The 19,463-nt window shown below is 69.4% G+C and carries 19 protein-coding genes; 12 read left to right on the top strand and 7 right to left on the bottom strand.

Annotated elements, in window-relative coordinates; all coding sequences use genetic code 11:
- Positions 1-208: 208 nt before the first annotated feature.
- Genes ACZ6TI_RS37175 through ACZ6TI_RS37160 form a run of 4 tightly spaced genes read right to left on the bottom strand, consistent with a single transcriptional unit; the run spans position 209 to position 4,474 of the window.
- Positions 209-1,153, bottom strand: a complete 945-nt coding sequence (locus ACZ6TI_RS37175; protein WP_465349924.1) for a hypothetical protein — start codon at positions 1,151-1,153, stop codon at positions 209-211.
- Positions 1,150-1,371 carry a hypothetical protein gene (locus ACZ6TI_RS37170; RefSeq protein ID WP_465349923.1) on the bottom strand — a complete coding sequence of 74 codons (222 nt, stop codon included), beginning with the start codon at positions 1,369-1,371 and terminating at the stop codon, positions 1,150-1,152. Before ACZ6TI_RS37170 ends, ACZ6TI_RS37175 begins: the two co-directional genes overlap by 4 nt.
- 14 nt (positions 1,372-1,385) lie before the next feature.
- Positions 1,386-3,566 (bottom strand): CHAT domain-containing protein, encoded by a 2,181-nt coding sequence (locus tag ACZ6TI_RS37165; protein WP_465349922.1) that lies wholly within the window; start codon positions 3,564-3,566, stop codon positions 1,386-1,388.
- The gene (locus ACZ6TI_RS37160; protein WP_465349921.1) at positions 3,563-4,474 is read right to left on the bottom strand and encodes a hypothetical protein; all 912 of its coding nucleotides are present in this window, start codon (positions 4,472-4,474) and stop codon (positions 3,563-3,565) included. Before ACZ6TI_RS37160 ends, ACZ6TI_RS37165 begins: the two co-directional genes overlap by 4 nt.
- Before the next feature lie 783 nt (positions 4,475-5,257).
- Here ACZ6TI_RS37160 and ACZ6TI_RS37155 point away from each other — a divergent pair.
- The 4 genes from ACZ6TI_RS37155 (at position 5,258) to ACZ6TI_RS37140 (ending at position 7,958) form a co-directional block, all read left to right on the top strand.
- Positions 5,258-5,701: an integrase core domain-containing protein gene (locus ACZ6TI_RS37155; protein ID WP_465349920.1), complete on the top strand. Its 444-nt coding sequence runs from the start codon at positions 5,258-5,260 to the stop codon at positions 5,699-5,701.
- A 145-nt stretch (positions 5,702-5,846) separates the two neighbouring features.
- A complete protein-coding gene (locus ACZ6TI_RS37150) occupies positions 5,847-6,074 on the top strand; it encodes a hypothetical protein (RefSeq protein WP_465349919.1) in 228 nt (75 codons plus the stop codon).
- On the top strand, positions 6,061-6,282 hold the full coding sequence (locus ACZ6TI_RS37145) for a hypothetical protein (protein WP_465349918.1): 222 nt from the start codon (positions 6,061-6,063) through the stop codon (positions 6,280-6,282). Before ACZ6TI_RS37150 ends, ACZ6TI_RS37145 begins: the two co-directional genes overlap by 14 nt.
- Positions 6,283-6,659: 377 nt before the next feature.
- The gene (locus tag ACZ6TI_RS37140; RefSeq protein ID WP_465349917.1) at positions 6,660-7,958 is read left to right on the top strand and encodes an MFS transporter; all 1,299 of its coding nucleotides are present in this window, start codon (positions 6,660-6,662) and stop codon (positions 7,956-7,958) included.
- A 108-nt stretch (positions 7,959-8,066) separates the two neighbouring features.
- Here the strand turns inward: ACZ6TI_RS37140 and ACZ6TI_RS37135 are convergent, their stop codons facing one another.
- Positions 8,067-9,017 (bottom strand): hypothetical protein, encoded by a 951-nt coding sequence (locus ACZ6TI_RS37135; RefSeq protein ID WP_465349916.1) that lies wholly within the window; start codon positions 9,015-9,017, stop codon positions 8,067-8,069.
- 218 nt (positions 9,018-9,235) lie between these two features.
- Here ACZ6TI_RS37135 and ACZ6TI_RS37130 point away from each other — a divergent pair, with 218 nt between their 5' ends.
- Positions 9,236-9,547, top strand: coding sequence for a hypothetical protein (locus tag ACZ6TI_RS37130; protein ID WP_465349915.1), 312 nt, complete (start codon positions 9,236-9,238; stop codon positions 9,545-9,547).
- Positions 9,548-9,939: 392 nt separating this feature from the next.
- On the opposite strand, the gene ACZ6TI_RS37125 is transcribed toward ACZ6TI_RS37130, so the two are convergent.
- Entirely contained in the window at positions 9,940-12,795 is a 2,856-nt protein-coding gene (locus tag ACZ6TI_RS37125; protein ID WP_465349914.1) for a helix-turn-helix transcriptional regulator, read from the bottom strand.
- Between the two features lie 170 nt (positions 12,796-12,965).
- Between ACZ6TI_RS37125 and ACZ6TI_RS37120 the strand changes: the two genes are divergently transcribed.
- From ACZ6TI_RS37120 to ACZ6TI_RS37095, 6 genes are all read left to right on the top strand, one after another.
- The gene (locus ACZ6TI_RS37120) at positions 12,966-13,853 is read left to right on the top strand and encodes an alpha/beta fold hydrolase (protein WP_465349913.1); all 888 of its coding nucleotides are present in this window, start codon (positions 12,966-12,968) and stop codon (positions 13,851-13,853) included.
- A 588-nt stretch (positions 13,854-14,441) separates the two neighbouring features.
- A complete protein-coding gene (locus ACZ6TI_RS37115) occupies positions 14,442-14,621 on the top strand; it encodes a hypothetical protein (protein WP_465349912.1) in 180 nt (59 codons plus the stop codon).
- On the top strand, positions 14,593-14,850 hold the full coding sequence (locus tag ACZ6TI_RS37110) for an aromatic-ring hydroxylase C-terminal domain-containing protein (protein WP_465349911.1): 258 nt from the start codon (positions 14,593-14,595) through the stop codon (positions 14,848-14,850). Before ACZ6TI_RS37115 ends, ACZ6TI_RS37110 begins: the two co-directional genes overlap by 29 nt.
- 155 nt (positions 14,851-15,005) lie before the next feature.
- Positions 15,006-15,335: a hypothetical protein gene (locus ACZ6TI_RS37105; RefSeq protein ID WP_465349910.1), complete on the top strand. Its 330-nt coding sequence runs from the start codon at positions 15,006-15,008 to the stop codon at positions 15,333-15,335.
- Complete coding sequence (locus ACZ6TI_RS37100; RefSeq protein ID WP_465349909.1) at positions 15,332-16,492, top strand: amidohydrolase family protein; 1,161 nt, start codon at positions 15,332-15,334, stop codon at positions 16,490-16,492. The genes ACZ6TI_RS37105 and ACZ6TI_RS37100 overlap by 4 nt, the downstream gene beginning before the upstream one ends.
- Before the next feature lie 203 nt (positions 16,493-16,695).
- Positions 16,696-16,938: a DDE-type integrase/transposase/recombinase gene (locus tag ACZ6TI_RS37095; protein ID WP_465349908.1), complete on the top strand. Its 243-nt coding sequence runs from the start codon at positions 16,696-16,698 to the stop codon at positions 16,936-16,938.
- A 240-nt stretch (positions 16,939-17,178) separates the two neighbouring features.
- Here ACZ6TI_RS37095 and ACZ6TI_RS37090 read toward each other — a convergent pair whose 3' ends face one another.
- Positions 17,179-17,532, bottom strand: a complete 354-nt coding sequence (locus ACZ6TI_RS37090) for a DUF3052 family protein (protein ID WP_465349907.1) — start codon at positions 17,530-17,532, stop codon at positions 17,179-17,181.
- A 505-nt stretch (positions 17,533-18,037) separates the two neighbouring features.
- On the opposite strand from ACZ6TI_RS37090, the gene ACZ6TI_RS37085 reads away from it, so the two are divergent.
- Positions 18,038-19,423 carry a HEAT repeat domain-containing protein gene (locus tag ACZ6TI_RS37085; RefSeq protein WP_465349906.1) on the top strand — a complete coding sequence of 462 codons (1,386 nt, stop codon included), beginning with the start codon at positions 18,038-18,040 and terminating at the stop codon, positions 19,421-19,423.
- The last annotated feature ends 40 nt before the right edge of the window (positions 19,424-19,463 follow it).

Here is a 19,463-nt window from a genome sequence, read left to right as displayed (position 1 = left end):
GGCCGGCGTCGACGTGGTGAAGATTCCGCCGCGGGCGCCTCGCGCGAAACGCGTACGCGGAGCGCTGGGTGCGTACCGTCCGGGCCGAGTGTCTGACTGGACGTTGGTCTGAAAGGAACGCCAGTTACACCAGGTGTTGACCGAATACCTGCGACTTCCGCGCCGCCGGCCGATAGACCGACTTCCCGCGCCGCCGGCCGATAGGTCATCAGGCCCGCGGCGGCGCGTCCATCGGGAGATTGCGCAGGTAAAACTGCGTGAGGTCGTCCCAGAGCGCGCGCTCCTTGGCCGGGAGCGCCGGCACGGCCCAGCCGAGGTGCTTGAGCAGCAGCGTGCGGTGCAGGTCGAAGACGACGCGCACCTCCTGGCCGTAGGAGACGGCGGCCTTGGCCGTGGCCGCGTACGCAGCGGCCGCGACCGGCCAGGCGAGCAGGCACAGCACCGTCAGCCACCAGCGGGCACCCGTTGCCAGCAGGGCGACCGGCCAGGCGATGCCGAAGGCCACAGCCAGGGCGAAGAGGGACGCGGCGCCGTCCAGCGCGGTACGCCCGGCGGCCACTCGGGCCACGACCTCGGCCGGGAGCACCGGGAGCAGCCTGGTCCAGATGACCACGGCGTCGATGCCGTAGCGCTCGAGCGGGTAGTACTCGGCGGCCCGCAGCCGGTTGCCGATGCCGGTCGGCAGGCAGCCGGCGACGAGTCGCTTCGGTGGCGGATAGGTCAGCCGCAACCGGTTGGCGAGCACGGCGCTCTCACCGCCGCGCCGATCCCGATTCAGCTCGTCGACCCGCTTCCATCCGGCCTCGGCCATCCGGCGATGCCGATCGATGCGACGCCGCCGCAGCCAGTCGATCCCGGGCCATTGCGGCCAATAGCCCTCGAGCAGGCGCAGGAGGGGCAGCTGGAAGAAGGTGAGCACGTAGGCCGCCGTGATCAGTGCGACGGCCGCCGCGAAGCCCAGCAGCACTTGCCCGGATGCGCTGTAAGCCTGCCAGGCCTTCACCGCATCGTCCGGCGTGTGCCCGGCCGCGGCGACGCCGACCAGTGCTGAGGCGATCGCCGCGAGCAGAGACGGGAGCAGCATCACCAGCATGAAGCGCGCGCCGAACAACCGCTCGACGGCGCCGAGCCCGGCCTCGAACAGCGGACTCACCCGGCCCTTCGGTCCATCAGGTCGCCGTGGCTGCACCGCGGCGGGTCGTCGGGGTCGTAATACTCGATCGTCTTCTCCTCGTCGTGGCGCGCGCAGGCGAACCGCAAGCAGGACAGCGGCACGCCGGGCATCTCATCCTCCGCATAGACGTTTCGGTCGGGGAACGGCACAGGTTGCTGGTCCGGTCGCTCGTCGTCGTCGCGGTCGTTGCCGGTCATGGTTCCTCCCGAGATCAGACGCGCCCGAGTACGGTAAACGCCGCCCACAGGCCAGGATGCGCGAACCGCTCCTGCTCCAGCAGCGCCAGCTGAGCGGTCCGGGCGGCGCCGCGCCAATCGGCCCCGGGCCGCGCGAGTTCTGAATAGAGGGCCTGGTTGAAGGCCAGCGCGGCGTCGTCGCGGATCGGCCACAGCGGCGCGACGACCGTCTCCGCCCCGGCGGCCAGGAACGCCGCGGCGAGCCCTTCGCCCTCGCCGCCGATGGTGCGGCGCTCGGCGCCGGCCCGGCAGCCGCTCAGGTTGACGAACCGTGGCACACGACCGGCGGCATAGACCTCGAACGCGAAAAGCGGCCGGTCGGCCAGCAGGACACGGGCCAGATAGGGCTGTTCCGGCTCGAAGACGGCGTGCCCGGCGAGATGCAGCACCTCCGCGCGGTCGAGCGCCTCGCGGGTGGCGGCGACGGTTGCCCGGTCGTCGTCGAGGGACACCGCGTCGGGGAAGGCCACGCGCACCGCCTTGACCTCAGCCGGCACCGCGGCGAGATCGGGCAGCACCTCGTAACGAGGGTGCCGCATGGCCACGACGACGGCGCCGGCCGGGCCGGGATCCCGGGCCGGCGTCCGCGCGAGCAGCGATCCGAGCGACGGGAGGGCGCGGACCTCGGTCCACGCCACCAGCGGGCGTCCGTCGAACGGCGCGGCGTGGAACGGGAAGTCGGCCAGCGGGCCGTGCGCGGTCACATAGACCCGCGTCGCCGCGGCCAGGCGGTCGGCCAGCGGTTCGAGGGCCACCTTGGCCAACTGCTCGAGGCTTTCCGTGCCGCTCCGGCCGACGCATGCGGCGTGTGCGCGCTGGGCCAGCCCGGCGATGTCGTCGGCCGGAAGGCGCAGCGTCGCGTGCTCGGCACCGCCCTCATCGACGATGAGAACGAGGCCGTTCCCGTCGTCCGCGACGCCGTAATAGAGCGCCAGCTCGCCCGGGGCCATGGCGGCCGGCACCGCCGACACCAGGTCCTCGATCGTCCGGCGGTCGATCCGAGCGGCGCGGCCGTGCCGGAGCACGGTGTCGCGGGTCTCGAGCAGGATGCGGGCACGATCGTTGCGCGCGAACAGCGCCCCACGATTCCGCGCGACCGCCTCGCCGGTCGCCTGCCGGGCCAGCTGCCGGAGCTCGTCGTCGACCACGCGGAGCGGCCCGTCGACCGCGGCCGCATGGGCTGCCGGGCGGGCGGCGGGGCGAGTGTCCATCGCGGCCAGGATGGCGACCGCGAGGTCGGCCCGACCTGTCGCGAGCGCCGCGCCGACCGAACCGGTGAACGCCTTGAGCCCGTTCTCGACATAGTGGCTGCGCTCGGCCAGCGAGGCGACGTCGAGTCCGGTGAACCTCGATTCGATCGCCCGCACATACGCGTCGATCGCCTCGCCGGTGCGCCGTTGTCGCATCAGCAGCTCGGCCTCGCACAGCAGGAGATCGAAGCCACCGGACGCCGCTCCCAGCCATTCGGCCAGCGCGGCCTCGGCCTCGGTCACGAACCCGAGCCGGGTCAGCGCGCGAACCCGCTGATGATGCAGGAAATCCGTGAGATGCAGGTAGCCCATGCCGGTCCGCTCGGTGAGACGGGCGCCGATCCGCCGGCCTTCCTCGGCGTGCAGCAGCGCCTGTTCGAAGAGCCCGAGCCGGGACTCCAGGGCGGCCATCCGGGCGTAGGCGGCCCGGGCCCCGTGGTCGTCGCCGTTGTCCTCTAGCAGAACCCGGCCACGTTCGAACGCCCGCAGGGCATCACCGGTCCAGCCCCACAGCGATAGCGCCCGGCCCAGTTCCACATAGGCGCGTCCCTGGTGCCGAGTCAGCCCGCGCGCCCGGAACGCGTTCAGCGCTCCCAGAACCAGCCGCACATAGCGGCGCGGGCTCGCGTTGGCCCGCAACGGGTTTCCCGCCAGCGCGGCGAGCGCCTGCGCGCCGAAGGCCGCGGTCAGGCCTTGACGGCCCATCGAGTCCAGCGCCTCCCAGGCCGCTGTCATGATCATCGCGAAGGTGACGGACGTGCCGACGGCCAGATCCTCCAGGTAGCCGTCCGGGATCAGCACGCACGGCTCGACGAAGCTCGGATTGGTCAACAGGTCGGCGCCGAGCTGGACAACCGTCCACCTCTCGTCCGGGTGCTCGGCCAGATACTCGTCGTAGACGCTCACGGCGCCGCCTCCTCGGCTGCGACGTGCTCGGCAACCTGCCCGGCCAGTGCGGCCTGGTCGGCGGCGCCGGTCATCCGCAGGAAAACCGACAACGCGCGCCACATGGTGTGGGACTCCGCGAGCCACATCACGTCGGAGGTCGCCAGGTCGCGCAGCCCGGCCCAGTCCCCGGTATCCATCAGCCGCCCACGCCGACCGACCCGGTCGAAGAGTTCGGCCGGGCTCGGCTCGGGCTCGGCGAGCAGCCGGGTGATCAGGTCGCGGGCGAGCCGGGTGGGGTCGCCGGGCCACTCGTCGAGCGCGATCAGGTCGGTCAGCCGGTCGCTCCCGCCCATCCCCCAGATGCTGCGTGCGTCGTTCAGCATGAGCCGCAAGTCCCCCGGATCGGCGCCGGACGACCGGAGCAGCATGGACAGGGCGAGGTCGGGGCGCGCGGCGGCGCGGTAGCAGGAGGCGACGGACCGGACCGCGACCTGCTGCAGGGCGCCGCCGAGCTCCATCGCGCCGGTGGCCACGATGTCGACCATCAGGCGGTGCGGCGAGGTGCCCGCGCCGAAGCCGTAGAGTGCCGCCGAGAGCGCGACCATGGCGACATGTCCGCGAAAGCCCTCGAGATGCCGTTCCGGGTCCGCGTCATCGTTGCCAGCTAGGCCCAGCCGCATCGCCCGCTCCCAGCGGACGAGTCGGGCCAGTTCACCCAGCAGCAAGGTCCGCGCGGCGCCCGCCCCCTCGGCGTCGGCGATCCGCGCGGCGGCCGCGCGGATCTCGGCCGAGTCGAAGTGCAGCATCTCGTCGGAGGACCCGGCCGGATCGTCGTCGAGCACCGCGCCGAGCGCCTTCTCGATGAGCAGCGACTCCTCGACCCAGCGGGAGTCCTCACGGATGGTGAATCCGCCCTCCACCGGCATGCATGCAGGATAGGTCCGATCCGGGCGGGTCCCTCCACGGAGACGGAAGTCGGACAACGAGCGTCAGAGGGCGGCGTAGAAAGTCGAGGTGGCGCTGGGCGGCGGCTGCCCACGTGACCTCCGAAGACCTTCATCCGTGAGTCGTTCGTACTAGCTGATAGCTCCTGACCTTTAGTGCCAGCGTGTTCGCGACGTTGGCATCGAGGAGGTTGGGGTGGGTTCAGGGTTGTTGCAGCAGGCGTTGCCGGGTTCGACGCTGGTCGTGGCGATCGATCCGGGCAAGGTGATGCATCGGGTGTGGTTCAGCACTGGTGACGCCGGTCTGCTTGAGGATCCGAGGTCGGTGTCGTCGCTGCGGCCGGGGGCTGGACGATGTGACGGGCACGATTCAGCGGCTGGCAGGTGCTGCTGCGCCGGTGGTTGCTATCGAGGCGACCGGCGCGTTGCACGGGTCGTGGGTGCGCGCGTTGGAGCAGCGGTTCCCGTCCTCGGTGCGGGTGTTCGCGCCGTCGGAGACCGCAGCGGCACGCGCGCAGCTCGGCTCGCGGCGGTTCAAGTCCGACGATCGTGATTGCGCTGCGTTGACGTATCTGGCCCGGCAAGGGCAAGGCCGGCCTGCGCCGGCGTGGTCTTGGGCCGGCACCGCGGCGGGGTGGGCTGACCTGGACCCAGTTCCTGCACACTCAGGCTGGCGGCTAGCTGGCGACGGATTTCTTCACCGTGGAAACCGTTGGCCTGACCAGGCTGTACGTACTGTTCGTTGTCGACGTCCAACGACGGTGCGTGCACCTACTCGGGATCACCGCTCACCCCTGCGGGGCGTGGGTCGCGCAGCAGGCCCGCAACCTGCTGATGGACCTGGATGAACAAGCGCACCGGTTGCGGTACCTGATCCGGGACCGGGATACGAAGTTCAGCGCAGCATTCGACGCGGTCTTCGCGGCGGCAGGCATCGACGTGGTGAAGATTCCGCCCCGGGCGCCTCGCGCGAATGCGTACGCGGACCGCTGGGTGCGCACGGTTCGGTCCGAGTGTCTGGACTGGACGCTGATCTTCAACGAACGCCAGTTGCACGGGGTGCTGACCGAGTACCTACGCCTTTACAACACTGTTCGACCGCACAGAAGCCTGGATCTGCAGCCGCCACGTCCGGCCGCTCGGCTGACGCTGGTCGGGCGGCCAGCGCACAGTCGCTGGTGGAACGGGTCGACGTACTGGGCGGGCTGATCCATGAGTACCGTCGCGCCGCTTGAGTCTTCCTGAGCCCACGCGGCATTGCGCCGCGCCGAACAGTGCGCACCGGGCCACGACCCTCCGCGCCAGGTCCCGCCACGCCCGAGAACGGTGAAACCGCAAGCTGGCATCCTTCACGGTGGCCACCGCCACCGCGGCCGCGGTCGACGGCGCGGTCCTGGGGCCCGCGTTCGGTCTGGTGCTCGCGTGCGACCTCACCGTGGCCACCCCGCAGACCACGCTCTGCTGCGGCGACCTCGACCAGGGATGGCTGCCCGGTATGGCCCTGTTCCGGCTGGCCAAGTACACGGGACTCGGCGTGGCCCCGGCGGATGGTGCTCACCCGCGAGCCGGTGCCGGCCTCTGACGCGCTCCGCGCCGGGTTGCTCACCGAAGTCAGCGCCGCCCCTGGCCCAACCGCGAAGAGCCTGCTCGATCGCTACTTCCGGCCCGGTGACCCGAACTGGTACCTGGCCCGGCGGCTGCTCGCCGAGAGCTATGCCCATCACCTCGAGGATGCGATGGGCGGCGTTCTGGCGGCGCAGGAGCGTACGCTGCGAGAGCGCACGGCGTGACGGCGACCGGCCGGCACTTCGAGGACTTCGCCGTCGCGCAGCGGATCGACAGCCGCTCGCGGGCAGTCACCGCCGGTGACGTGGCCGCCTTCGCGGCGCTGACCGGCGAATCACACCCCCCTTCGGCGGCCGATCCTGGTCGGTCAGGTGGTGCGGGCCCCGGATGACAGTTACCGGGACGAACCCGAGTGTGCGGGACCCGCGCCGGGCCGTACTGATCCGGCACCTGGCGGTGCTCGACGAGCAGGATGAGGTGCTCCAGGAAGGTTCGATCACGCTTTTGGTTCGTATCCGAGCAGGGTGCCGCGACTGATCGTGTGCCGCCGTCAGCGGCCGCTCACGCAGCCGCCGGCATCCGATTGCAAGGGAGAACCTCTGTGGCTGGCGCGAAGCTCTGGCGCGACCGCAACTTCATGGCTCTGTGGACCGGGCAGACCGTCAGCGAAATGGGCAGTGCGATCACCGGGCTGGCGTTGCCGCTGCTCGCGATCGGCCTGCTGGGCGCCGGTCCCGGTGAGGTCGGCGTGCTGCTGGCCTGCTCGACGGCCGCGTACCTGCTCACCTCCATCCCGGCCGGGGTCCTGGTCGACCGCTCCCGCAAGCGGATGCTGATGTTGGTGGCCGACATCGGGCGGTTCCTGCTGCTCGCGACCATCCCGCTGACCGCGTGGCTGGGCGAGTTGCACCTGTGGCACCTGTATCTGGTCGCGTTCCTCACCGGTGTGCTGAGCGTGGTGTTCGGCATCGCCTATCACGCGTACTTCCCGATCTTCGTCTCCAAACCGGACCTGACCGAGGCCAATGCCAAGATCAGTACGACCGAAGCGGTGGCCCGGGTGTCCGGCCCCAGCATCGCGGCCGTTCTGATCGGGCTGTTCAACGCGGCCACGGTGATCCTGCTCGACGCGCTGTCATTCCTGGTCAGCGCCATTTCGCTGCTGTTCCTGCGGGTGCGTGGTGACGTCGCGCGGCCGGCCGGTAAGCGGATGGACATCCGGGCCGAGGTGCGTGACGGCTTCCGGCTGGTCGGTGCGGACAGCGTTCTGGCCCGGACCGCGATCTGTACGGTCGGATCGGTGTTCTGCCTGAGCATGAGCGGCGCCGTGCTGGTCTACTTCCTGGTCAGCGACCTGGGCATCAGCGCGCTCCGGGTCGGTGTGATATTCGGCATCGGTGAGGCCGGCGGCCTGCTCGCCGCCGTGTTCGCCAGGCAGGTCATGGACCGCGTCGGTTCGGCCCGGATCATGTGGCTGGCGGTGCTCGCCTCGCCGGCCGGCTACCTGGCCGCGGTGTCGACAAAGGGCAGTGCTCTGGTGCTGGTGGGCGCGTTCATGGTCTTCTCGTCGGCCCGGTTCGTCTTCTTCGACATCGCGCAGTACTCGTACCGGCAGTTGGCCTGCCCGCTGGACAAGCTCGGCAAGGCGAACGCCACCATCCGGCTCGGTGTGGGCACGGCGAGTGCGGTGGGCGCCTTGGCCGGTGGTGGTCTGGCCACCCTCGTCGGCGCGCGGGCCACGTTGGTCGTCTCCACGACGCTGCTGTGCCTGGCCGCCCTGCCGGTGCTCACCTCTGTGCTGCGAACCACCCGGAACATCACCGACCTGTCGCCGGCCGAGAAAGCGGGTCATAGACGGCCTCGTGCGGCACCAGCTCGATCGGACTGCCGGACAGCATGACGGTGCCGGTCAGGTACTGCCGGCCGTCCAGCGAGGCGAATGGCCAGGCCAGAGGCCCGGATGAGTTTTCGGCACCCACCGGGTCGGTGCTCCAACTCGGTCGGCCAGTCACGGCTTCAACCAGCGCGGTACCCAGTAGGGCGAGCGCGGCCTGCGTGCGAGATCCTTTCTGACGCCGTCGAGGTCCAGCTGGATCTCGTTGGGGTTGGGAAGATCGATGTAATGGCGACTGACGGCGAGAACGCCGTGGGGGTCGAGTTTGAGCGTGGCGCGAAACCAGAGGCCGGCCTCGGGAAGCTCGGCTGCGTCGCGATCGCGAAACTGGCGGAGGGCAGTCTCCATCGCGGGCGAAACCTCCAGGGGCCGCTGGCCCACGAGCGTCCCGAACAGCTGACACTGATTGGCGGTGACGATCGCATCGGCGAACGTCCGCTTCCATTGGTCCACCGGAACGCCGATGAGGTCACGCAGGCAAGCGGCCATGGCGATGCGGTTCTCGTCGGTAGCCGCGAAGCGCAGGCGGTCGGCGGACCACGATGTGAACCACGCCTCGACTTCCGCCGTGCGGTCCTCCAGGGAGGGTCTCGGACCGTCACAGCTCACGCCGCGCTGGGTGAGCCAGCCGCACAGGCGCTCCCGGGCGGCGATGTTCGCGGTGTAGGTCTCGTCGTCGGGCTCCGGCTTCAGGTCGTAAACGTCGACACCGTTGACGGCCCAACGGGTCAGAAAGTCCTCGAGCCCCGCACCCAGCAGCGCGAAGTCGCCTTCGCCACCGAAGAGCACGATCGGCGCATCGGAGAGCGGCTGGCCCTCCGGGCGCCACCAACCGATTCTCGACCCGTCAGAGGTTCGCAAGAAGGAATAGATCGCCGACGCCCGGCGCGAACCATCTTCCACGTACCAGTCCTCGAGGCGATCGCCCTCCCAGGAGAAGTACCCCAGCCCGTCGCCGTTCTCGAAGCCCCACCTGACCAGCTCACCGAGGAGCGACGGCGTCTCGACGCCGGGAGGCGCGTGAAACGCGAGTTGTTCGAGGGTTTGCTCAGTCGAATCGGGCATGCGGAGGACGCTATCTCCCTTCCACCAGCGCGGATAGAGTGGCATCTCGATGACGCGGTACGACGGCGACGACTACCAGCCAGCACCGGGGACTCCCTGTCGCTGCGGAACCCGGCCTTGCCGCGCGCAGTGACGAACTCCGCGAACTACTCCACGGCCGGCTGGAAGCCGCTGATCTGGACAGCTTCGTCGAGTGGCTCCTGACCAGGGTGACCCTAGTGGGCATTCGCGCCTCCGACCGCGACAGCGGCTTCCGCATCTTCGAGTCGATGAACGACCGTGGTACGCGGCTGACACCCGTTGACCTGTTGAAGAGCTTTCTGCTTTCCCGCGCACGCGAAGGCGAAGAGGATCTCAATCTGCGCTGGAGACATATGCTCTCCGAGCGCCTCTGTTGCATTAAGCAATCACCAAGATCGCTCGCCGCAAAGCTTCCTGCGAGATCCAGTTTGCAAGGTCGCGACGAAGCGGTGTGGAGGATTTACGGCGTGCGCCAGGGTAGATCGCTCAATGCAACAGTGCCGTTCTAGCTCTTGGGCTCGGGCGAGGCGCCAGCGACGTTGACCTTGTCCCGCCCAGTAGCGGCGCGTCCGCCGGCCCTTCAAGTGGGGGCAATTCACTCGGGGCAGTGGTCATCCAACGACGATATTCAACTGTCGCGAGTCACTGGCATGGAGACCGCCTTAGCTACTCTCCGTAGGTGATCCGGGATCTTCAAGGAGCAGCTTGCGGAGGATCTGACGGTCGGCGGTGGCACCGCGACGTAGGCGACCTCGCCCATCCGCGTCCAGATCACGGGGCCGAATCACCACGAGGCTAAGACCGTGAGCGGGGATCTCCGTGTCTCGCCGAGCCCGAACCGCATTTCCGAGCGGTACAGGCTTCGAGTTCGTCGGCGTGAAGCGGTGGATGTCGCAACGGATCAGCCGAGCGGTGGTGTGGTCAGGCGGTGCGCCACCGCGGCGGCCTCGACGCGGTTGGGCACGCCGAGCTTGCGGAGGATGTGCGTCATGTGGACGTTCGCCGTCTTGACGCTGATGACCAGCGTCGCGGCGATCTCGCGGTTGGTGTAGCCGCGGGCCACCAGCGTGAGAATCTCGGCCTCGCGCTCGGTCAGGCCGAGGACCTCGCGGAGGCCGTGCCCGGCGCTGGACGGTCCGGTCTCGGACGTCGTGGGGTCGAGCCGCGCCCGTTGGGCGAGCAGGTCGAGTTCACGCACCAGCGGCTGCGCCCCGAGCCGGGTCGCGACGGCGTAGGCCGCCCGCAGCGGAACGGTGGCCTCGGTGCGGGACGAGCCGGCCGCGACCAGCGCCTCGGCGTGACGCCAGCGGCAGTACGCCGCGAGTGGCGCGCGTTCGAGCCGGTCCCAGCCGGTCGCAACCGCCGACCACGACTCGGGCCGGGGAATGCCGGAGGCACGTTCGTACTCCGCCTCGGCCGTGGCCAGCCAGGCGCCGGCGTTGGGCGTCGTCGCCGCAGCGTCCGCGGCCTCGCGGCGGGTCTTGTCGATGAGTTCCCGGGCGCGACCGAGCCAGGTCTGCAACGCGCCGGAGTCGCGCCGGGCGCGGGCCAGCGCGGCCAGTTCGGCCTCCGCACGCAGCCCTTTGGCGCCGAACCAAACGCGCAGCTGGGCGCTTTGGGCGGAGCTCGCCATCGTCAGGGCGGCTCGGACGGCGGTGAGGGCGTCGAGCCAGCGGTGTTCCCACAGGGCCAGCTCCGCGACGGAGATGTCGTAGACGCCCTGCCCATGGTCCTCGCGCAGGGTGTTGACGGCGGCGGCGAGGTGGTCGCGCGCGGCGGCGAAGTCGCCGCGTCCGAGTTCGAGGTCGGCGCGGAGCGTGCAGAGCAGGTACGGGAAGTCGCCGGTGGTGGCCCGGAGGGCGGCCGCGCTCAGGCTGTCCGCCTCGGCCCAGGCGCCGGTCGCGATCCGCGCCTCGATGGTGTTGGCGACGAGCACGGTGCTGTCGATGCCGTACCGGCCCAGGATTTCGATCCCGGCCAGCCCGATCCGGGCTGACTCGCCGGGCCGGCCCAGCATGGTGAGGACGTCGGTGAGGTTCACGTACGCCCGTTCCAGCCCCCAGTGGTCGCCGATATCCTCGGCGAGGTCCACCGCCCGGCGAAGCTCGGTGAGACCGTCCTCACCGCGGCCGAGGTATGCGAAATCGCAGCCGCGGACGGTGCGTGCCCGGACCTCCGCCTCGCGCGCCCCGACCTGCCGGGCCAGGGCGAGCGCCTCCTCACCGATCGGCAACGACTCCGCGTGCCGCCATGCCACCATCAGCCCGCCGGCCAGCGATCCGAGCGCGTATGCGCGCTGGGCGGAAGGCGGGTCCGCCGGCACCAACTCGACCGCCCGGGCGAGTGCGGCCAGGCCGGCTTTGTCCCGCCCGACCGAATACAGGTACTCGCCGAGACGTACGTGCAGGAGCGCCGCCCGGTGCGTGTCGCCGGCGCCGACCAGTTCGATCGCCCGGCGCGCCAGCTCGACGGCACGAGGCGCGGCCCGGACCTGGCTTGCCAGCTCGGCGGCCCAGGCGCATAGCCCGGGGAGGTCGATCTTCGCGAGCCGGGCCGCGTCCGGCACGGCCGGCCAGCCGGCGATGGCGCGTTCGAGGTGCGCGTAGGCCTCGGCCAGCCCGAAGATGGCCGCTGCCTGACGCGCCGCGTCCACCGACGCGACCAGCGCCTCCCGCGGCCGGCCCGCGGCCGCCCAGTGGCCGGCCAGCTCCGCCGGCCCGGCCGTGCCGCTGCTGGCTAGCTCGGTGGCGAGCCGGGCGTGCACTTCCTCGCGCTCGCCGGGCAGGATGGTCGCGTAGACCGCCTCCGCCAGCAGGGCGTGTCGGAAACGGAAGCTGCTCGTCGCCTGGTCGGCCACGAGCACGCCGTGCTCGGTCGCCTGCCGCAACGACTCCCGGAGGTCCCGTTCGGGAGCCGACGCAGCGGCCCGCAGCAGCGGGTACCGGACGTCGCGGCCCGCGGCCGCCGCCAGCCGCAGCAGGCTCCGGGTCGGGCCGTCCAGTCTGGCCACCCGCCGCAACAGCAGGTCGCGCAACGCGGGCGGCAGATCGCCCGCCAGCTCACCCGGGGCGGCCAGGAGTTCCTCGGCGAAGAACGGGTTGCCCTCGCATCGGGCGATGACGGCCTCCGCCACCGCTGGGGATACGCTGCCGGCCGGGTAGGTGGCCAGCAGCGCCGCGAGATCGTCGTCGTCCAGCGGCCCGAGCCCGAGTACGAGCGCCGCGGCGGCGCGGCCGATCCCGTCAGTGAGCCGGTCCATGCGGCCGGCCGACGCGGGCTCGTCCGGGCGGCCGGTGGTGAGCAGCAGCACCCGCCGGTCCCCGAGGTGGTGGGCCAGGAAGACGACGAGGTCGAGCGTCGATGTGTCGGCCCAGTGCAGATCGTCCAGCACGATTAGGACGGGCGTCGTCGATGCGCGTTCGCCGAGCAGCGCGAGCGTCTCCTCGAACACCCGCACCTGCGAGCCGGCCGTCCCGGCCGCCAACGGCACCGTGCCGAGCGGACGCAGCGCGTCGACGAACGGCTGGTACGGCAACTCCGTGCCGACGAGGTCGATCGAGCGGCCGACCAGCACCTCGAAGCCCGCGGCCCGGGCGCACCGGCCGGTCTCGGCGGCGAGACGGGATTTTCCGATCCCCGCCTCCCCCGTCACCAGGACGGTGCAACCGCGGCCCGCCCGTGCCCCGTCGAGCGCCCGGGTGAGCTCCGCGAGCTCACGGGCGCGTCCGACGAACACCCCGGCCGCTTGACTCTCCATCGCGGCCAGTATCGCGCGGACCCGCGCCGGCCGGGGAGGCACCTCGTAGGCACCTGCGCGGCCCAGGATAGGAAGCCCGGGCCCGGAGAATAGGAGGCTCCCGCCCGACGCGCGTGGCCCGCCCGCCGGACACGATTCCCAGCAGAGGAAGACCGAGAAGGGGGCTGGCGATGACGGCAGGGAAAGCGACGCAGGCGGCGAGCGGGCGGACGACGGTGCACACGGTGCGCGGCGGAGGTGGCCTCCGGCTGCACGTACGGGAGTGGGGCAGGCCCGACGGCCCGCCGATCCTGTTCATCCACGGCTGGTCGCAGAACCACCTGTGCTGGGGCAAGCAGTACGACAGCGTGCTCGCCGACGAGTTCCGGCTCGTCGCCTACGACCTGCGCGGCCACGGCATGTCCGAGGCTCCGCTGGAACCGGAGCACTACACCGACGGGCGCCTGTGGGCCGACGACCTGGCGGCGATCATCGATCGGCTCGGCCTCAACCGGCCGGTGCTCGTCGGCTGGTCCTACGGGCCCTTCGTGATCGGCGACTACATCCGGGTGTATGGGCAGGAGCGGATCGGCGCCGTCAACTTCGTCGACGGCGCGGTCAAGCTCGGCGAGGCCGCGTTCGGCACGCTGATCGGGCCCGGGTTCCTCGACCACTTCGCGGGCGCGACCTCCGAGGACCTGCCGACCACGATCTCCACGATGCGTTCGTTCGTGCGTACCTGCCTGGTCAAGCCCGTCTCGGACGACGACCTGCAGACGGCGATGTGCTGGAACGTCCTCGTCCCGGCGGCGGTCCGGGCCCACCTGGCGACCCGCGAGCTCGACTACGACGACGTGCTGCGCGCGCTGGAAGTGCCGCTGCTGGTGACCCACGGCCGTGATGACTCCGTCGTGCTGCCGGCGATGGCCGAGCACGTGGCCGCCACCTGTCCGACCGCCGAGCCCTCGTGGTACGACGGCGTCGGGCACGTGCCCCACCTCGAGGAGCCTGAGCGTTTCAACCGGGAGCTTGCCGCCTTCACCCGCCGAGCCCGACGTAACACTTACGTGACTGTCTGAATCGGGACTTGGTATTGGACCCCTTGTCGATCACTGAGAGTATCGGCGTCCATGTCCACCGACGGCCGGGTGAGCACTGAACCGGTCAGGGCATGCGCGAAGCCGGATGTGGCGGTGCCCGAACCGCCTCCGCAGATACTTCGTGACCTGCGGAAAGGCAGCGTCCTCCGTCCTCGTCGCGCGGGCCGTGCGGTGACGCCCGAGCGCTCCGACGGCACGACAATCACCCAGGTCACCGTCGAGGTCCGGACCACCGGCGGCGTGCGGGAACTCAGCGCACGCTACCTCGTCGGCTGCGACGCCTCGGGCTCGCCGGCTTCGACTTGCCGGCACCGACGCGACCGTCACCGGTCGGATGGCAGTGGTCGACATGGTGGACCAGGAGAAGCCGCGGCCAGGATTTCACTGCACGCCGCACGTACGTGCACGGGCTCGGGGGTGAGTCGGGTGTCCACAGTGGAGGTCGACGGTCCGCCGCGGCGGGCCTAGCCGCTCACCGCCGAGGAACTGCAGAAGACCCGGACCCTGCTCGCCCTGATACGACCTGACCCGCAGACGAGGGCGCTGTGGGAGAGGTTCTCCGACCTGATGGACCTCGACGACCACCGGTACGTCGCCGACGTGCTCGCCGGCATGGACGTCCGGTACGACCTGGGCGAGGACCAGCGGCTCGTCGGCACCCTGTGCCCGAACATGAAGCTGACCCTGGAGCGGCCCGGCCCCGGACGTCGTCACTGCGGTGGCCCGGTCGGCGGACCTGCTGCGTGAGGGGCGTGAGCTCCTGCTGGACCTCGTCGACCGCGCGGAGGTCCGCGACGCCGCGGCCGCGTGGACCGGACCGGGTCAACTCCGTCATCGCCGCTCGGACCGGGTGGACGTCGACGCCTTGCTGATCCGGCCCGGCGGTTGTGTCGCCTGGGCCTTGCCCACCGGGCAGTACCTCGACGCCACCACGCTGGTGCGTGCGCTGGGCACCTGGTTCGGCCAACCGGCCTGAGCGGCACTTCTAACGTTCGTCTCAGATTCGCTCGGTAGAAAGTCGGCGTCAGATAAGCGAGGCAACCCGTGCGTAGGGGGAGGCGAGTGATGGCAGTCGACGCGGCGCCGTCAGGGAAAGCGCCGCCTGGGCGATCAAAGTTCGGGGCGTCCACCATGGCGCTGGCGACGGCGTTCCCTGTCGCCGCCTGCGGGTCGCACGCCGACAACAGTGCGGGGCCCGCCGCGGCCGGCCCGCACAGCGCGCACGCGGGCGAGCGGTTCCTCGACCTGAGATTGGCCGCAGCCTGCACGTCCGCGCCGCCGGAGGGCGGCGGCTCGGACGAGTACCGGTGCCAGATGATCGATCCGGGCCTGACCAAGACGGCGTTCCTGACCGCGGCGTGGGTGGACGCCTGGGCGCGCCTGGTAACGACGAAGGTCGATCTGACGCATCTTGCAGACGGATGCCGTACCACACAAACACCTGAAAAGAGACTGACATGAAGTCCATGGGACGCCGTAGCTTTCTAGCCGCCGCCACGGCACTTGGCATTGGTGCCGGCGTGTCCTCGCATGCCATTGCCTCGGCGGTGAACGACAACGAGACTTCGGACAAAACTCCGGACAAGACTCCGGCCGAGACTTCGGACATTTACCAGCGAGACAAGGACCTGCCCTTCATCGGCACGGAGGAGACCTTTACGACTCCCACGTTGTTGAAGCTGAACTCCATCAATAAGGATCACATAGCGTTCCTTGAGGAAATTGGTCTTTCGGATCTAGGCGAACGCCGCATCGGCGATATGGACGCGGGGGGACTCAACGTTCAAATCCTCTCTGCTCATACACCGTCCGTGCAAAATGTCCCAGGGAAAAGGGGCATCGACCTTGCCTATCGTCTTAACCGGCAACTTGTAGACGGGCCAATCGCCAAATATCCGGGCCGCTTCGAGGCTTTCGCCACCTTGCCCTTGCAGAGCCCGGAGGCGGCGGCGGACGAACTGGAACGCTCGGTTAAGGAAGATGGCTTCTTGGGTGCACTGACCAACGGACACATCACGAAGAAGTATCTCGATCATCCCGATTTCGAGCCTGTGCTGGCACGTGCCCAAGCTCTCGATGTGCCGATCTACCTGCATCCCGGCTATCCAGCTGACGAGGTCTTCAAGATCTACTACAGCACCACCCGGTCTGAATACACGCAAGAGTTCCAAGACTACATTTTCAGTGGGTCTGGATATGGCTGGCACCAGGAGGTGCTGACCCAATGCATTCGGATGATCACGTATGGGGTTTTTGACAGATTCCCCAAACTGAAAATCATCATCGGCCACATGGGCGAAGGTCTTCCCTTCTACTACAAGCGGATCATCGAAGACATGGGCGAGCCGACCGAAAACTCGCTCAAGAAGCCCATCGAGCAATACTTCCAGGACAACTTCTGGATCACAACTAGCGCATTCCCCCAGACCGAACTGCTCGATCTCCTGCTGAAGTACATAAGCGTGGATCGAGTGATGTTCGCAACCGACTACCCGTTCGCGGACATAAAGGCGCAGACCGACTGGTTCCGCGGAGTCGATTTGCCACGCGAAGACAAGGAAAAGATCGCGTTCCGAAATGCAGAGAAACTGTTCCGAATGAAAATGCCCGTGAAGTGACGCGCCAGCGTCGGCCGGATTGAAAGAATGCTTTGCTGTAAGGCGAGAGTACGGCCGAAGTATGCAATGCGCGGCCGCCCCATAACGCGGTCTCATACAGGCTCTTCCAAAAATTGAACGGGGTTCGCGGCTGGAGGCGACCGAATGTGAAGGGCTCGCAGCCCATCGGTGATTATCTGAGTGTCTGAATCGGATGGTCACAAGTGAACCTTTTTCAACGTGGCGAAACCGGCCGCGTCCGGGACCCGGTCGAGGCCGTTCACGGGCAGCTCAAGCGCCGGCTGAAACCGATGCGCGGCCCCCAAACTGGTAGAACCGCACAGGTCGTGATCGCCGGACACGCCTTCATCCAGAACCTGCGGCGCGGCCACAACGAACTCGGCGTCGACGCCTCCCCAACCCTGCAGGTCGCCGCGGCGTTCACCGAACTCGCCCACGCGATCTGACGAACGTGTCCTACCGGCTCAGTGTGTCTGCCGATCCCGCAATGCAACGGACCCCTGACACCCGCGTGCTCACATCGCACGATGCGTTCACTGCCCGCCGTGCTCGCTCTTCGGATCCGGGCGGCGGTCAGAGTTGTTCGCGTCCCGGGGAGCATCGAGATGCTCGCGGGCTGACGGTAAGCCGGCCAGTCGATGGCGCACGCGTTATCTGCGGCAGATCCGGGCATCGCGTGAGGCGTCTCACTTGGCGGGTGTGCGGTTTTCGCGGCGGATGACCAGCCGCAGGCCCGACCAAATCTCGTCGATCGCACATACCTTGTTGTCGACCAACCCGGTCGGCAGCGCGACTTCCCGGACGACGTCCTCGGTGACGTCCGTGGACACCTTCGACGCTCGTTTCGGCCAGGCGACCCAGAAGCCGCCGTCCTGTGCCATGCCGCGTCTGACCTCGTCGAGGCGGGCCTGCAACTCGTGGCGTCCGGTCACGAACAGCACGATCACGTCGGTCGGCACGTCGGAAGCCAGGCCGTACCGGATGACGACCCCGTCGGGCAGGCCATCGAGTGTGGCCTCGAAACCGGTCGGCGCGTCCAACAGTGCGACTCGGTGACCCGGCTTGATGCCGAGCTTGCGGTGCAGCGGCGTGCCTGAGTAACCAGCCATGTCAGCCCCGTCGCCCCGCGTTGTCGGACACTTGTGGATCGTAGTGGGGCGGCCGAGGCTGACGCATCCGCCGAGCCACCGAGCAGGCCGTCCCACTTCCTTACGAGCGGATCGCGGCTATTGAGTGCACCGGTTCAGCATGGACGGCGATGCGGCAGGACCAGCCGCCGCGATCCTCGCCTCGATCGTGCGTGACAATGAATCTGGGCTTGCCGGACAGCGATGGAGATCCTGATCGAGTGTCTGGCATGGGCTCCAGCCGCAGGACGGCGTCATTGTCGACCGCGGGCTGATCGCGCTTCTCCACGAGCTGCGCGCCTACGTCCTGCTGGACATGTATCTGGACTGAAGGGCTCTCGCCGTTAGCGGTTCAGGGATCGCGGCCGTGTGCCACTTACGAGTCCGCAACGACGGATGTCAAAAGTAGGGTATGGGCATGTCGCCGTCCGGCCAGTTGCACAGCGAGGACGATATGACCCGGCTGCGCGCTGTGGAGCGGGCCGCGACAGGCCGCGGTCGTGAACTGGTCGGCAGGTTGCTCGACATGGCGCTGCACGACACGGCCGAGGTGAAGACGGCCGGTGGGATGGCCGAGCAGTGGGCCGTTGTGGGCGACGCCGCGGCCCGGGCGCTGGGGGGCATCCTTGGCCGGCAGAGCGACCTCGACGACCGGGTCCGCCGTGCGGTGTCCGACCTGAGCGAGGACGACGAACGCGTAGGCGTGCTGCTCTACTACCTCGGGAGCCGCTACGAGCCGGTGCGCCGCGAGTTGGAGGCGTGCGGCGACGAGCGGCTGCGGCTGCGGGCGCTGCTGGCGGTGCTCTCGATCGAGCGCACGGCCGAGTTCAGCCGCCGCTTCTTCGCTGACCCGTCACCGCTGGTCCGCGCCGAGGCGCTGCGTGGCCGGGCCGGGTTTGGCCGCGAGGACTACGAGGCGGCGCTACGCGATCCGGGGGCGAAGGTGCGGCTGGTCGCGGCAAAGGCGCTGACTTGGCACAAGGACAGCGACGCGTACGTGGCGGCCGCGCGCGTGGAGACCGATCCGGACGTGCGCCTGGCGTTCATCGGCGGCCTCGTCGTCCGCGCCGTGACCGGCGAGGTGCGACGGGCTCTGGTCGGCTATCTGGCCGACGTCGGCTATATCGCGGACTCGGCCGCCGACCGGCTGAAGACGGTCGACGATCCCGGCGTCGGCGCGGCGATCGCTTCGCGGGTCCTGATTCAGCGGGACGAGTCGCGCCTGGCGAGGCTCGTGGGATACCGGTACCTGCTGAAGCACGCGCCGGAGCTTCGCGGGCCGCTGCACCACCTCTCTCGGTGCACGCCGAGCGGCTGGCTGCGCCGAACCCTCGAGAAGGGCTTGGGTGACGACCCGGGACGTGGCGATCTCGGGCGCCTCGGCGGTCTTTTCGCCGAGCGGCAGATCGCCGCGGGGCTGGATCCGCTGCCGTCCGGCGAGCCGAGCCCGATGCTCACGCGGGGCCCGGAGGATCTGCGGGTGGGCTTCCGCCTCGGCGAGCCGGCGGTTGTCTCACTCGGCGAGACGGTTTCGGTGGGCCTCGTCCGGGCGCAGTATGCGGTGCTCAACGTTCCGTGCCCAGGCTGTGGCATGGCGACCCGCATCGAGGGCCCGGTGGAATGGAAGTATCGCGTCGATGATCGGGCCGCCGAGACCGAGGACGGCTCGGCGGCGACGCTGAACGGCACCTGCCCGATGTGCGGCGCCGGGGCCGGCGCGGAGGTGCGCTTCTCGATAACCATGAGCCGGGCCGACCGATCCATGGAACTCACGTGGGACACCCTGTCCAACGGAGATCATTGAGGGACGGCCCCGACGCCTTGGCCGCCACCCGTGTCCGTGT

It is taken from the genome of Actinoplanes sp. NPDC051388 (assembly GCF_055586225.1).
Note: the sequence above shows the minus strand (reverse complement) of the source record. Positions and strands in the feature narration are given on the sequence as shown.